The organism is Bartonella sp. AA89HNZF (assembly GCF_042196905.1).
Lineage (GTDB): Bacteria > Pseudomonadota > Alphaproteobacteria > Rhizobiales > Rhizobiaceae > Bartonella.
On sequence record NZ_JBHIRD010000009.1, the window covers coordinates 72,688 to 85,679 of the forward strand.

Annotated in this window: 13 protein-coding genes; 9 read left to right on the forward strand and 4 right to left on the reverse strand. The window is 38.9% G+C overall.

Translation table 11 applies throughout. The features are described 5' to 3' along the window. Positions 1 to 233: 233 nt before the first annotated feature. The 4 genes from ACFIN0_RS05720 to pyrF all read right to left on the reverse strand — a co-directional run bounded on the left by ACFIN0_RS05720 (position 234) and on the right by pyrF (position 4,037). The gene (locus ACFIN0_RS05720; RefSeq protein ID WP_375702103.1) at positions 234 to 767 is read right to left on the reverse strand and encodes a replication protein; all 534 of its coding nucleotides are present in this window, start codon (positions 765 to 767) and stop codon (positions 234 to 236) included. A gap of 590 nt (positions 768 to 1,357) precedes the next feature. Next, a complete protein-coding gene (gene hisS, locus ACFIN0_RS05725; protein WP_375702104.1) occupies positions 1,358 to 2,842 on the reverse strand; it encodes a histidine--tRNA ligase in 1,485 nt (494 codons plus the stop codon). 42 nt (positions 2,843 to 2,884) lie between these two features. After that, entirely contained in the window at positions 2,885 to 3,133 is a 249-nt protein-coding gene (locus ACFIN0_RS05730) for a hypothetical protein (protein ID WP_375702105.1), read from the reverse strand. A gap of 58 nt (positions 3,134 to 3,191) precedes the next feature. Then, complete coding sequence (pyrF, locus tag ACFIN0_RS05735; protein WP_375702106.1) at positions 3,192 to 4,037, reverse strand: orotidine-5'-phosphate decarboxylase; 846 nt, start codon at positions 4,035 to 4,037, stop codon at positions 3,192 to 3,194. A gap of 479 nt (positions 4,038 to 4,516) precedes the next feature. Here pyrF and ACFIN0_RS05740 point away from each other — a divergent pair, with 479 nt between their 5' ends. The 9 genes from ACFIN0_RS05740 to ACFIN0_RS05780 all read left to right on the forward strand — a co-directional run bounded on the left by ACFIN0_RS05740 (position 4,517) and on the right by ACFIN0_RS05780 (position 12,959). After that, positions 4,517 to 5,605 (forward strand): DUF3792 domain-containing protein, encoded by a 1,089-nt coding sequence (locus ACFIN0_RS05740; RefSeq protein ID WP_375702107.1) that lies wholly within the window; start codon positions 4,517 to 4,519, stop codon positions 5,603 to 5,605. 725 nt (positions 5,606 to 6,330) lie between these two features. After that, the gene (locus ACFIN0_RS05745) at positions 6,331 to 6,462 is read left to right on the forward strand and encodes a hypothetical protein (RefSeq protein WP_375610621.1); all 132 of its coding nucleotides are present in this window, start codon (positions 6,331 to 6,333) and stop codon (positions 6,460 to 6,462) included. A 105-nt stretch (positions 6,463 to 6,567) separates the two neighbouring features. Then, positions 6,568 to 7,368 (forward strand): hypothetical protein, encoded by an 801-nt coding sequence (locus ACFIN0_RS05750; RefSeq protein ID WP_375614793.1) that lies wholly within the window; start codon positions 6,568 to 6,570, stop codon positions 7,366 to 7,368. A gap of 88 nt (positions 7,369 to 7,456) precedes the next feature. Beyond that, positions 7,457 to 8,650, forward strand: a complete 1,194-nt coding sequence (locus ACFIN0_RS05755; RefSeq protein WP_375702108.1) for an MFS transporter — start codon at positions 7,457 to 7,459, stop codon at positions 8,648 to 8,650. 210 nt (positions 8,651 to 8,860) lie between these two features. Further along, positions 8,861 to 9,283: a hypothetical protein gene (locus tag ACFIN0_RS05760; RefSeq protein ID WP_375702109.1), complete on the forward strand. Its 423-nt coding sequence runs from the start codon at positions 8,861 to 8,863 to the stop codon at positions 9,281 to 9,283. Between the two features lie 186 nt (positions 9,284 to 9,469). Beyond that, positions 9,470 to 10,561, forward strand: coding sequence for a DUF2087 domain-containing protein (locus tag ACFIN0_RS05765; protein WP_375702110.1), 1,092 nt, complete (start codon positions 9,470 to 9,472; stop codon positions 10,559 to 10,561). A gap of 511 nt (positions 10,562 to 11,072) precedes the next feature. Continuing rightward, complete coding sequence (locus tag ACFIN0_RS05770) at positions 11,073 to 12,227, forward strand: MFS transporter (protein ID WP_375610626.1); 1,155 nt, start codon at positions 11,073 to 11,075, stop codon at positions 12,225 to 12,227. Positions 12,228 to 12,236: 9 nt separating this feature from the next. Further along, the gene (locus ACFIN0_RS05775; RefSeq protein ID WP_375610627.1) at positions 12,237 to 12,401 is read left to right on the forward strand and encodes a hypothetical protein; all 165 of its coding nucleotides are present in this window, start codon (positions 12,237 to 12,239) and stop codon (positions 12,399 to 12,401) included. A 114-nt stretch (positions 12,402 to 12,515) separates the two neighbouring features. Beyond that, positions 12,516 to 12,959, forward strand: a complete 444-nt coding sequence (locus tag ACFIN0_RS05780) for a hypothetical protein (RefSeq protein WP_375702111.1) — start codon at positions 12,516 to 12,518, stop codon at positions 12,957 to 12,959. The last annotated feature ends 33 nt before the right edge of the window (positions 12,960 to 12,992 follow it).

Genomic DNA, 12,992 nt, shown 5'->3' on the forward strand with positions numbered 1-12,992 from the left:
AGAAAATACAGATCAAACATTTGTTTGAAGAGGTGCACACTTCAAATTGACTTATGTCTCATAAAAAGAAGAAAATATGGCATAAAAACTGCTCTGCATAAAGAACCATTCATGGAGAATATTAAATCAAAACAAATCCCGAAAACATTCCAATTCACATACCCTAAACAGACTCATTGCTGTTCTCATAGCCATTTATTCTAAGCTTTTATTTTTCTCTAAGAGAAAAACGGTTAAAGGAGTTGTTTATTCGGGTATTCTACCGTAAAGTGTGTTTCTATCTCTTCCTCTTCATCGAACTCAAAATCTTCATCACATTCAGGAAGACCAAAAATATCTGGATTGATGAAATAACAATCTTTTTTTGTTCCCTTCGCTACAATTTTATTTGTTTCTAATTCTTTGATACCTTCTTTAAAACTTTCAAAATTAAGATATTCTGGTTCTTGAATTAAAAGATCGCAAGTCAAAAATTCTTCAAGAATATCATGATCCAATGTTATCTGATCAAACCATAAATCCACATTATCCCCCTCATCTAACATTTTCCCTACCTGCCACAACATCACAAAAAATGCTTTCATACCACTAAATGATAGCCCAAAAATCATACGCCGACACGACGAGGCGCCTGAAAAGGTAATTTGCGGAAGATCTTCAAGTCCGAAATTTGAAAGAGGAAGTTTAAATGATTTTCCAATATTCTCAGGTCTTTCAAGAATAAAGGGATTTCGTTCATAGAGCAGAGTAAAATCATATTGGACCATTTTCATTTCTCCGTTAAAGAATTGACTTTATGAAAAATGCACATTATCAGTAAGTTACCATTATGGCAGCTTACAATTCATCCAAACATGCTCCTGTAAAAAATTGTTCGATTTAAGTCATTCCATTGTTTTTTGAAGCTTAAAAAGTCTTTTAGGATAAAACGCTCTAGTTCTCCCTCCTTTTGCAATAAGGCTAGATTTTGTAATGTCCAAGAAGAGAACATCAAAGGATTTGATACTCATAGATGAGAATTCAAAGATGAAGCCAATATGAACTTGTCAATATTTTATAAACTTTTGCAGAAGCGTTACGTGAAACCCTTTAATTTTCTCAGAGTTTTTGTTCGTTATTATTTTTTTTTGCACATTTTAACGCATTATCATCGCATCCTCAGAAGGGCACGTTTTATAGCAAATAGCGCTTATTTATCTCTTAAAAAATCTCTCTTTTATGCCGCACACACTTCAAAACCGCGCTTTTGAACGCGTGTGCCAGCACGTATAAACGAGCAAAGCACAAATTTCAAAAATTGAATCTCAACTTTTCCGAATATTTCAGGTAATCTTTTCGATAAAGACTTTTACCATTATCATTTTTGGGCGGCTAAAATATCCTGTACTGTTTTGACCAATTGATCTTCATCAACCGTCACTTGTGCTGGCCGACTTTCACGCCATGTTTGATTATCCTTAATTTCATGAGACAAACGCGCCCCTTCAATCAAATCTTTAATCTGTATTTTTCCGCTCTCACGTTCTTGTGAGCCTTGGATAACCACACAAGGCGCTTGGCGTCGATCTGCATATTTCATCTGCGCTTTTATCCCCGATGCCCCCAAATAGAGCTCAGCACGAATTCCCGCACCACGCAACTGCATCACCATTTTTTGATAACCAGCAACCGCCTCTGGCTCTTTATCCATCATCAGCACCACAACCGGCCCTGTTGTCTCCTTCATAGGCAACTTTTCAAGATTTTGCAAAGCAGCGATCAAGCGCGAGACCCCGATTGAAAAACCTGTTGCTGGAATGTTTTCACCACGAAAGCGTGCCACCAATCCATCATAGCGCCCACCACCACCAACGGAGCCAAAAACAACTTTCTGCCCATCATCATTAAGAACATCAAACAGCAACGTAGCCTCAAAAACAGGACCTGTATAATAATCCAGTCCACGCACCACCGATGGATCAATCTTGATACGATTCTGAAAGCCATTTGCGGCAAAAATTGCTTGCATTTCCTCAAGCTCACGAATTCCCTCACGCCCTTGAACATGATCACCAACCACTTCTTTAAGAGCCTCAAGCGTTTCTTCTGCTGTTTCAGCTCCAGCAGCAGTTAAGGTAAGAATACACTCAATCTCTTTATCCTTAAGCTCCGCCCCTTTTGTAAAGTCACCACTTTCATCCAAACGCCCTTTTCCCAAAAGCAAACACACCCCTTCAGAACCAAATTTATCCAGTTTATCAATTGCTCTTAAGACAGTTAAGCGCTTTTCAACCTGCTCATTTCCCCCCAAACCAATTTTCTCTAAAACGCAATCGAGAATTTTTCTGTTGTTCAGACGAATGGCATATTCATGATGCTGAAACCCTAGTTTTTCCAAACTATCAGCTGCCATCATACAAATTTCGGCATCAGCTGCTACCGTTGGTGTTCCAACAATATCCGCATCAAACTGCATAAATTGCCTAAACCGCCCTGGACCTGGTTTTTCATTGCGAAAAACAAAGCCAAGACGATAACTGCGATAAGGCTTTGGCAAAATTTCAAAATTCTCGGCAAAATAACGAGCAAGAGGCGCGGTAAGATCATAGCGCAAAGACATCCATTGCTCATCATCATCTTGTAGCGAAAAAACGCCCGCATTTGGACGATCTGAATCCGGTAAAAACTTACCCAGCACATCTGTATATTCAAAAATTGGAGTTTCTAGCGCTTCAAAACCGTAAAGTTCATAAACTTCACGAATTTGCGCAATCATTGTTTCAGTTGCATACAACTGTGCACTTGTACGATCAACAAACCCACGGGGTAAACGGGCTTTGGTTTTTTCTTGTTTTGATGACATGTTTTTCTCTAACAACAATATATATTCACCGATAACGTGTGTCTATCTTATAGAAACAAACGCTGCAATACCTTTATCAACTGGAAACTGGTAACAATATGCATAAGCTTTTGCTTTTAAAAGATGCAAACCTTTACCCTTAAGGCAATCTACTGAAAATATTTGTACTTTCAATAGGAACATAGCCTCCCGCTCAACATGAAATGCCCGCTTAACATTCAATGAAAAGACATCTGTGCTTGTTGAAAGAAACCTCAAAGCGACAGTTGATTCTTGATAAATCGAAAGCATCCCCCTCAAAACCCCTCCCTCTCAGAATTCTTCAGATTTATTACAGATGCAAAAACCCTCAAGACATCAGTGTGCTTTGCGCTTGTTCTGCAAAATGATTGATAACATTTTTTAAATCAACAATATTTCGTCCAGCATCTGTAATAGAGCGTGATACAGAGGGAATAACATTCTGCAAAAGTCTTTGTGGAAATTGATTTGCTAGTTGTGTCATTGTTCCACCTTGAGCGCCAATACCCGGAACGAGAAACAGACTATTTTTTAACTGCTCGATTGTGTTTTTTGATTCAGATCCTAATGTCGCTCCTATAACCGCACCTATGGGGCCAATATTATGATGAATAACCGAAGACTGACTATTATAATCACAAATACACTGTGCAAGATGAAGAGAGAGTGTCTGATCACCAATAAGGGCATTTCGTATTTGTTTCCCCTCTGGATTAGAAGACTGAACAACCACAAAAACCCCTGCTCCTGTTTCTTCTGCAACCTTTATCAGAGGAATAAGAGCATCAAAACCCAAAAAAGGATTAATTGTCATGGCATCAGCTTTGAACGCACTGCTTGAACCAAGCCAAGCCTTACCATAGGCTTCAGCAGTAGAGCCAATATCCCCCCTTTTTGCATCCGCCAGAACCAATATGCCTTGTTCGTGTGCATTTTCAATCAGTTCTTTCAGAGCTTGAAGACCTTCCACACCATATAATTCAAAAAATGCGACTTGCGGCTTTATAATACCTACTTTACCCACAACTGCTGTTAAGAGAATATCACAAAAATCTTTTAGACCTTTATAATCAAAGCTTAGTTTCCACGATTGCAAAACTTTATGGCTCGGATCAAAGCCAATACAAAGAGGTCCATAGATTTCACGATTTTTAAAAAAAGTTGAACGAAACATTTTATATCCTAACAAGGTCTCTCTTTAAACTTTTTGATACAATCAAAAAGAAAAGCATTTGTCAAAAGAATACAATAGCGAAAACACAAAGAAAGAGCTCTCTATACAAAGTGTGCTTTTATTCATGAAACATAAATATATTCCCATTCGTAACGCTTATCATATGTTTATCGACCAAGACGTTGTCATGAGATAAAAATTCAAATTTATGAAAGAATATAAACAAAAAAGCATCCATATTATTATGACCTCATAAAGCCCTATAAGCGTACCTTGTCGTTTTCACACCCTTTTTTATGATCAACAAAAACTCTCTATGAACGCGCTTTAAACAAAGTTTCAAAAGAAAATGCCCCACCATGATGATCTCGATCTTAACTTTAGATCTTTCCTATTCCTTTTTGGCTCATATCTATTCCCTTTTGGAACATAATTTGCAAAAAGGCATTGTATCTCCAGCATATTCAAGGAGATAAAACATGGAAACTCGCATTCCTGAAAACACACCATTCGATACCAATTTTCTAGGAGAAACATCTCTAGAAGAAAAGTATCCATTCTTTCACACACCCATTTCATGGTCCGCAATCTTTGCGGGACTGGTGACAGCTCTTGCCACCTCAATCTGCCTCTCTTTCCTCATTTCTGCTTTGGGCTTCAGCCAAATGGATTTCACTTCTTCATCCCCATTTGAAGGCTCTTTCCTCTCCTTTGGCGTGGGTTCTGTTATCGTTACACTGATTAGCCTAGCCTTGGGAGGCTTTGTCGCCGGACGTTTTGCTGAAACGGCAGGAGCTCTTCATGGGTTCTTAACCTGGGCTCTCATAACACTTCTTCTGACACTCCAAGCCATCCACGTGGTTTCTAGTACAGCAAAGATAGGGGCTAAAACCGCTCTAGAAAACACTGCTACGATACAACAAACCGTAGATAGTTTTAAAACAAACATATCCCCCCTACTGTCAAACTTAAACAGTGAAAATCTTGAAAAGTTTTTTACAACAAAAAGTGACAATGGAGTTAATTTTGACCAACTTGGCAATGAGTTACACACCCTTCTCAATAAAAGCGACATTCCTGCTCTCAATGCTAATCGCTTAAAACAAACCTATCAAGCTGCACTCAATGATATTGGTTCTGCGATAACAGCTTTTAAAAATGATCCGTCTCACTATCGCACCACTTTAAAAAATCTTGGTGAACGCCTGTCTGATCGTGTAGAAGATCTCACGACAAAATTTAATCGAAGCGATATCATCAATGCGCTTATGAAGGATGGCATGACCCGTGCGGAGGCACAAACAGCAGCCAACCATGCCGTTCAACTCTATCAAAGCGCAGAGGGAAAAACCGAAAAAGCCATCAAAACCTTTGAAGAACAGGCTGAAAAACTCTCAGACAATCTTGAGGATACGATCAAGGGAGCAAAAAACACTGCAACTAAAGCCACAAAAACAGCCTCCAATATGGGATGGTGGGGCTTTTTAGGAAGCCTCATAGGTGCCGTAATTTCCAGCGTTTTTGGCTATTATGGGTACAGAAGTCGCAGAGACTTTTTCACGCTTTAAATACTTATGGCTCAGAAAGTATAAAACCAATAAAAAGCTGTACAATCTGTACAGCTTTTTTGGCACCTGCTTGAAAAGCTTTTTGCGTAAATGGCAACTTATACACGACCTTACAACATAAAAAAACAAAGTCTTTCGAAGTTCAAACTTGAAAGCAGAATACACAAATGATGAGAGAATATTGTACTCATTGCCCTTAAAAAATCAAAAATCCTCAAAGAGAACAATCTATCTTTTTAAGAAAACATAGAGAGCTCTTCATTATATGCAGTGTATCCCTTCAAAGAAAAGAGCAAAAAAATCATGCATCTCTTTGTTGTTAAGAAAAAAAGCGAATACCCTCTTCAATGATATTGCTAAAAAACGCCTGACAAAAAATTTATGCAAGATGCGCGAATGTGATCATTTTTTATATGAATTATTATGTGTTTTTATCAATTAAGGAGGGAATATATGAATATTTTACTTAAATTAAAGTAAAAGAGGTTATTGAATTGGTTGCTAAAGAGATGAAATCAAGGGGAAGTATTAAATATACCAAGCACAGTGATATTCAAATTGATCAAAATAAGCTTGTTATGAACGGTTCGCTGGAAGTTTAATGATGTATTGTTGATATAGATCTGCTTATCCATCCAACTTTAAAAATTAAGCTTATTTAAGTGCATGTTTCAGTTATTTTCAGAGGGCTTTTCTCAAAAAATTGGGCTAAGCAAGGAGCTGAATTGTCAATTTCGTACATCCCTTTCAATGAAATGGATGTTTTGGATGCTTTAAGACAATACGCTCTACGTCCTCATAAACTCTTAGCACTTAATCCTAAATCCGAAGTAGTAACAGTGGTTAATGGCGTGTGAGCTCCACACCCTCCTTCAAACTTTCTTGTTTTAGATACGGAAAGGACTATAGAAGAATATACTGCCCGCGTTGATCAATATGCTAAAGGGCAAGAATGGTCGGTCATGTATTATGGGTTATACGCTGCAACTCCTATACTATGGGACGCGGCAAAACAATTTGCAGATCAATTAGCACATTCTTTAGGTTTTAGACCTGGTGGACGTGTAGATATTGACTGCTTCATTGGCCGGTATTCTTCTACCCATGTTGGGATCCATGTAGATCACGCTCATAATTTTGGTTTTACTCTACAGGATGGCAAAACAATGTTTGCATGGCCTAACACACGAGAAGACCTCCAAGGGTTAAAATATCCTGAATATGAAGCGCATAAATCAACAGCAATTGCGCTGCAAAACCGTACAGACCGTGTTGCCTACTTTCCCCATGATGCTTTCCACGTTGCTGAAACTGGAAAAAATATCGCGGCAAATATCAATATTGCCTTTTGGGAAACAGCACACGATGCACAACATCATAAAAATTATGTCACGCATTTACTCCATCTTGATGATCGAACGCGACATGATATCCGCGCATCAGGAAGAGCAAATTTAAACCCTGATAATGCTTTTCAACACTCTGCACTAAACTCCGCCATCGCAAATGGTACCTTAAAACGCCATATGCTGGTTTCTCAATTAATTTGTGATACAAGTTCACGTTTATGCATCGATCGCCCTCTTGTTGACGTCTCTGAGATTGAAAATGAAATCACTCTTCGCCCACTCACAACCCTCCAATGGGTGCCCTTACTGGAAACAAAAGAACTCCTTATCGCTGCAAATGGGCATTGCGCCAATTTTGAGTATAGATCTCATCTAGAGAGCTTCCTTTCCCAACTTTTATCAGGAAAAAATTAGATCTAGCAAAATTAAATGATACCCCATATAAATATGCACAGCAGGAAATTTTGAAAGCTGTAAAAGCTTTGGCATCTTGGGGAGCATTGTGACAAAGAAGAAATCCATGATTTTCGCCCAAATAGGGCTTTTTATTATTTTGGCTCTTAGCAGCTTTGCCGATGAAACAGCGCAGGTCACATTTGCTTTACACTTAGCAGAAAGTACAGCCTCGATTTCAATGCTGCTTTTTGCAGGGCTTATAGGAGCAATTTGTGCAGGACCCATTGCGCCGCGCCTCTTACATCGCTTCCAACCAACGCGAACAGTCCCCATTGTTTTATTGTTTGAAGCACTTTTCATAGCCGCAGCCGCAATCGCTAACCAATTTTGGCTTTATATTACCCTTTCTTTTGCACTAGGGTGTGCTGGTTCACTCTTTTGGTCTGCTATCCTTGTTGCTGTACCTGACTTCGCAAAAAATGATCGGCAATTAGACCGTAACAACCGCATTATCCAAACAGTCCGTAATCTCGGCTACATTGCAGGACCACTGTTAGGAGGTGTACTATATGGTCTTTCAAACGGGCAAAAAGGGCTCTTTGCACTATCCATCATGGTTCTTTGTGCAACCTTTATCACTCTCTTCTGTTTTAAAAGTTTAAAAATGCATACGCCAACAACAAACGCAGTACAACAAGCCAAAAAGGGACTAGACTTAAGAGGGCTCTTGCGTAAAAAAAATGTTGTCTATGCTCTTGCCCCCCTCATCATTACCATCACCCTCACCTCGGCTCTTAATGTCCTATCAATTGTCCGCATCCGCACCGAACTGTATTTAAGCGCTGAAACCTACGGGATAATTGCAAGTATGATAAGTCTAGGGCTCGTCGTTGGACCGCTCTGCTTTTCCAGCCTTTTCCACCGCTTTGGCAATGCTGCTGGAGCATCACTGGCTGCGACAATAATTGGATTTGCAATTTTCTGCTTTTCTCTCACACACATTGTATGGTTGATGATGCTGTCATTTTTCATCCTTGGGGGTGCCAACGGTGTGCAAAATGCACTAATGGCAAGTTTTATGATGAAAGCCATCCAAAAAGAACAACGAAACAGTCAAATGCCCGCCTATATCTTTATCATACAAACAGCCGTGTGCATTGGTTTTATCAGTGCAGGTTTTGTAAAAGTGCATCACACCCAATACACACTCCTTATCATCGGCATTGCCACCATGATCACAGGCATATTAGGCTTTACATTAAACCGCGCTCTGCAAAAAAAGGAATGGGATAATGCCTAGCAAACTTTACCATCTTTTCTCTCGAAAAAAAAACATGCCAAAAAATAGCATAAAAATCACCACTTGATCAAATTATTGTATCTCCCATGCAACCCTATACCAAGCAATGTGATTTTGATAAACCATTCTCGTGTGGAGGAGCAAACAACCCAAGCAAATAACCCTTGCCAAAACTTGATATTTTAAAGCAGAAGAAAACAGTTTAACATCATGCAACAAGACCCTATAGGCTTAAACTTTTACAATGGAACAGGTGGTTATATATGGCAACTGGCAGACTATATGCTACATGACTTGAATGAAAGCATCCACACCCTTGCCTTACAAAAAACCACACCGCCCACAGCCATCAATTCTTTTGACGTTTACCCACGTGAACTCAATCCTTTATCACGCGTTCAATGGGCAAAGGACGTACAGATAACGAGAAATAAACCAGCTTTAATTGGAAAACGGCAAATACAACCTGCAATCGTTATTTCTACAAAAGGAGCGGCATTTGGCGGATTCGACTTTCCCACATTTGAAGCACTTCGTGAAGGCTGCCTTGTCCAATCCTTAAAACAAATCAAAAAGCCTTTTCAAAAAATGATGCAACCGCTCTTTTACGAGAGCCAACATGTATTATCATAGATTCTTCTCTTGGGTTCCTTGCCATTAATCAACTTAATGGACGTACAATCCGGCTTCATGAAAAAACAAAACATCTCTTGAAGCAAGCCACCACACCAATGCATCTTCAACACCCGCTAGAGGATTCAATAAAGTTTCTTGTAAAAGCAGGAATGCTACGATTGATAAAATTATAAGGATAAAAAGATGCAGCTGATAAGACCTGGTATGGGAACAGAAAATAGTGCTCAACTGATCCATGCACTCATTCAAATGGCAAGACCGCGTACAGTCATTGAAATCGGTGCTGGTGATAGTACGCGCTTTATCGCAAGAGCACTCCAAAAAGCAAAACAAGCATGGCAAAGACTTCTTAAAGATGGCATTGAAAAAGATACTGTAACATTTATCAATGAAAATTTTTTCTCTCTTGATGAAAGAACTCTCAAATCTTGGGTGCCAATAGATTTTGCTTGGATTGATGCTGGAACGCCAGGAGATGATGTACGATTTGTTATAACCCTTTGGGAACATATCACACCTGGTGGTTATCTTTGTCTGCATGAACCAACAATGACCACAACGATTGCTCTCAATAGCGAACAACGTGTTCGACGCGTTAGAACCCCTATCTGGGAAGAACTCCTCTATCGGCTTGATGGCTCCTATGAGGCTTTAACACTCCCCGAAAACCACAAATATCGCCAGGGTGGTCTGGGGATTATTCGCAAACGCACCCCAGCCGAACAAATTGTACGTGCACAATCGCTCCAAGCAGAACTCATAGAAATCAATGAACTGCCCATTCGCAATGACCTTTTGCCCATGGGAGCAGAAGCACTTCACAAACGCTACACACGCAATTCACTCATTTCTGCCATGACCTCTCCTACCCTGCGCTCTGTTTATGCCGCCATTATCCTTGGTGCAAAAAATCTTACTGATATCCTCCAACATATTGATTCAGATGCCAAAAACATTCACAAATCCATCAATCGCCTTTTGAATCTTGGACTTATTCACAACACAACAGAAGGATTTCAAGCCGAAGAGACAGTGTGGAAAATGCTAGAAAATAAACATGAGCGGGAGAAGGAAAATTTAAGCGACCGCCATTTAGAAACAGAAGAGATGCTATCAAAAATTGGTGAAGCCTTTCAAATGGGAAAAATCTATAGCGAAACGGAAGTTTCCAAGATATGCAACCTCTTTACGATAGACTTTGCCCGATTACGACGCACTCTTGTTGAGAGAGGTTTTTTACAACGCCATGGAGGAAAATATCAACGCATGCGCTAAAAGAGAATTGAAAAATGATTAGCGAACGCTATCGTTTTTCTTCTCTATTTCAAGAGAATGAATAACCTTCCACTAAAAAAATATAAATTCATTAAAAGGTTACAAAATCATTCATCCCATTCATATGTTGACAATCTATGGGGGGATAGTACATCCTCTTCATAAAGGTTAAAATGGAAAAGCAAGAATGCGGGATGTCAATTGGTTATCAAATAGGATTAGGAACAGTCAAAACCATCAGGAGAAGATATAGGATCAAGGTCTCAATGATCTTACGATTGTTGCGTAGACATCCGCGCACAGTGTTGTTGCTCAATCCAAATCATGCTCGATATTTCTAAAAACATCGTAGAAAAAACAAAAAACAATATTCTTGCAGTGGACTGGCTGGTGAATCAAGAAGGATACTATTTCAACGAAATGTGCACAGCAGAAACAGGGCTGACAAAACTTCCTCAAGAGATACAACAAAATGTATTTGATCATTTAACGACACTTCTATGGAAATTCCATGGGCAAAAATAAAATAACTTTTTTCATCTATAGCACAGTTTTTCTTTCTGAATTTTCCTTTTTCTTTGTACTCCCTTTGCTTGGAAACTCTTCTCTCATAACTGCTGCCAATGTCGCTTTTTATCTCGCTGGATCAGTAATCCTTGAAAGCATTCTCATGGTAACCACAACGGGTTTATTAGAAAGATTTTCGCGTAAACTCTTAATGGCTACCGCCTTTATTTTAAGGAGTAGCGCTTTTGTGTGCATTATCCTATCGCTCACACCTTCTGCATGGTTGATCTTTTTTACCTTAATGGCTTTTTCGAAAGCAATTTCAAAGCCATTTTTGAGAGAAATTTTATCAGAACATCTCAATGAAAATGCTCTTAAGCGCGCATTAACTCTCTATTCTTTTTTTCAAAATGCTGCTGTCGTTATCGCCCCTCTTGTTGCAACGAGTGCCATAAAATACAACGCATCAGTTTTTTTGATGGCTTTTTTTGCACTCATTGGTTTGTATCTTTGTGTTTTATCCATTCAAATTGTTTATCACTACCCCCATAAAAAATTATCTCTTGAAAAGAACAAAAAAATAAAGAATTCTTTTCTTTCTTCTTTAAAAACAATAATATATAATCGCTCTATTGCTTATTTGCTGGTCACGGCTTTGCTTTGTGCATTCCTCATGGGAATTTTCATCACCACCACAACACTTCTCAGTAAATTTGACAGCAATCTCGCCCCTTATAGTGGAATTTTCTTTTCAATTGTTGGCATCAGTATTTGTATCTGGCAAGGAATAATCAATAAACATCTCAGCCTTTCTGATAAATCAACTTTCTACCTATTATGGCTTATGGGAAGTTTCGCTGCATTTTTCCTTATGGGTGGCGTCTTTACCGCTGTGACTGCGTTAATTGCCTACAGTGTCTATGAATCTGTCATGATTCCAGAGATATACTATCAAGCAAGGAAAACAACCTCATCCCTCTCTGCCAGTGTTCTTTTTAGTTATATTCTTGTTATTTCAAATATTGGCCAAGCTGCCGGCTCATGGACAAGTGGATGGATCATCAGCCATTTCAACAATCACATCGCTTTCACCTTTTGCATGATTGTTGGTGTCTCCGCCTTTGCTTCTTGCCTTTGCCTTATGCAAACTAAAAAATAAGGAACTTCAATGTCACATATAATTTTTGCTACTGGGGGCACAACAAGGGTGCGCAAAACACTTCGCCATAAATGGCTCAATTATGATTTTGTAACACACTCTGCGGCAAAAAAGCTCAAAATGGTCTTTAAAGATTGCTCTGTAAACGCCGTTGCAAATTGTCTCATAGCTTAAAGGATTATGGGATAGACAAGCGTAAGGTAGCTACATTCTGCACGAATAATATTCTATTGATATCCATGTGCAATACAGCCAAAGCATTTTTCTTATAATTCGCTCATTTTTGCCATGACCTCACCGACACTACGCGCTGTCTATACTGTTATTATACTTGGTGCTAAAATTTTTTCTGATATCCTCAAACTTGTCAATTCAGAAACTAAAAACATTCACAAATCTATTAATCGCCTTTTAAACCTTGGTCTTATTCAAAACACAACAGAGGGATTTCAAGCAATCGATAAATTATGGCAAGTGCTAGAAGATAAAAATGTACGAAATATGGAAAATTTCAGCGATCGTCATTTAGAAACAGGAGATATACTTACAAAAATTGCAGAAGCATTTCAAATAGGAAAAAACTATCGCGAAACGGAAACATCAAAAATATGTAGCCTTCCCCTTACCACTGCCAGTTTCCGTTCAAACATCAAGACCAATGGCTGCAAAAGCAAAAAGCTTCCCCTTCTTTTTCTCACGGCATACTTTCTCCCTCATTACGCTGGTTTCTAAAAAAGATCGCAAAAATCATTAATTCTTTAAAGA

Bases quoted from the DNA above. Each gene is read 5' to 3' on its own strand.
- ACFIN0_RS05720 (WP_375702103.1), bottom strand. From the start codon at position 767: ATGGTCCAATATGATTTTACTCTGCTCTATGAACGAAATCCCTTTATT.
- hisS (WP_375702104.1), bottom strand. From the start codon at position 2,842: ATGTCATCAAAACAAGAAAAAACCAAAGCCCGTTTACCCCGTGGGTTT.
- ACFIN0_RS05730 (WP_375702105.1), bottom strand. From the start codon at position 3,133: ATGCTTTCGATTTATCAAGAATCAACTGTCGCTTTGAGGTTTCTTTCA.
- pyrF (WP_375702106.1), bottom strand. From the start codon at position 4,037: ATGTTTCGTTCAACTTTTTTTAAAAATCGTGAAATCTATGGACCTCTT.
- ACFIN0_RS05740 (WP_375702107.1), top strand. From the start codon at position 4,517: ATGGAAACTCGCATTCCTGAAAACACACCATTCGATACCAATTTTCTA.
- ACFIN0_RS05750 (WP_375614793.1), top strand. From the start codon at position 6,568: ATGTATTATGGGTTATACGCTGCAACTCCTATACTATGGGACGCGGCA.
- ACFIN0_RS05760 (WP_375702109.1), top strand. From the start codon at position 8,861: ATGCAACAAGACCCTATAGGCTTAAACTTTTACAATGGAACAGGTGGT.
- ACFIN0_RS05765 (WP_375702110.1), top strand. From the start codon at position 9,470: ATGCAGCTGATAAGACCTGGTATGGGAACAGAAAATAGTGCTCAACTG.
- ACFIN0_RS05770 (WP_375610626.1), top strand. From the start codon at position 11,073: ATGGGCAAAAATAAAATAACTTTTTTCATCTATAGCACAGTTTTTCTT.
- ACFIN0_RS05775 (WP_375610627.1), top strand. From the start codon at position 12,237: ATGTCACATATAATTTTTGCTACTGGGGGCACAACAAGGGTGCGCAAA.
- ACFIN0_RS05780 (WP_375702111.1), top strand. From the start codon at position 12,516: ATGACCTCACCGACACTACGCGCTGTCTATACTGTTATTATACTTGGT.